This window comes from Hymenobacter sp. AT01-02, from assembly GCF_000961955.2.
Classification (GTDB): Bacteria; Bacteroidota; Bacteroidia; order Cytophagales; family Hymenobacteraceae; genus Hymenobacter; species Hymenobacter mucosus.
On the sequence record NZ_JZIR02000272.1, the window covers coordinates 1 to 557 of the forward strand.

Genomic DNA, 557 nt, shown 5'->3' on the forward strand with positions numbered 1-557 from the left:
TGGTGTTTAAATTTCAGTCCGACCTCTTCAACGACTACCCAGCGCACGTGAGCATCAGCCGGCTGGGCTGGCAAGCTATGGGGCCAAGTCAAGCTATCAGCTATGTAGTGGATCGCTACCTACTGGAGCATCCGGAGGAGGTGGGACGTGTCGGCCGTGAGGTGGTAGACAACTGCGTGCACCTAGCGCTAGGGCTGCCCATTTAGAACACACCAACTATAGTTGAGGTGGTCTAGTTAGTTGAGACAGAATGGGTCTTAGTTAGAAGGACTTGTTGTTCAAAGGAATGCGGGCACTCGTAGCCTAGTGCTGAGTGCCGTCGCTGGTGATTGTAGTAGTCAAAATAGATGGCCAGTTCGGCTTGCGCTTCAGCTATCGAAGTGAAAGTCGATCGGTCCAGCAGCACCTCTGTTTTTACGCGGGACCACAGGCTTTCGGCCTGCGCATTATCATAGCACTCGCCTTTTCGGCTCATACTACGCACCAGTTGTCGCTCCGTGAGCAAGCGTCGATACGCGTTGCCACAATATTGCCCGCCCCGATCGGAGTGGACGAGG

2 protein-coding genes are annotated in these 557 nt (G+C 54.2%); one reads left to right on the top strand and one right to left on the bottom strand.

Translation table 11 applies throughout. The annotated features are described in order from the left end of the window. The coding region (locus VI25_RS25560) for a hypothetical protein (protein ID WP_161807052.1) at window positions 1-206 on the top strand (206 nt) is incomplete at its 5' end. Between the two features lie 26 nt (window positions 207-232). On the opposite strand, the gene VI25_RS23805 is transcribed toward VI25_RS25560, so the two are convergent. After that, window positions 233-557, bottom strand: a 325-nt coding sequence (locus VI25_RS23805; protein WP_152981814.1) for an integrase core domain-containing protein, incomplete at its 5' end; no start/stop codon positions are given.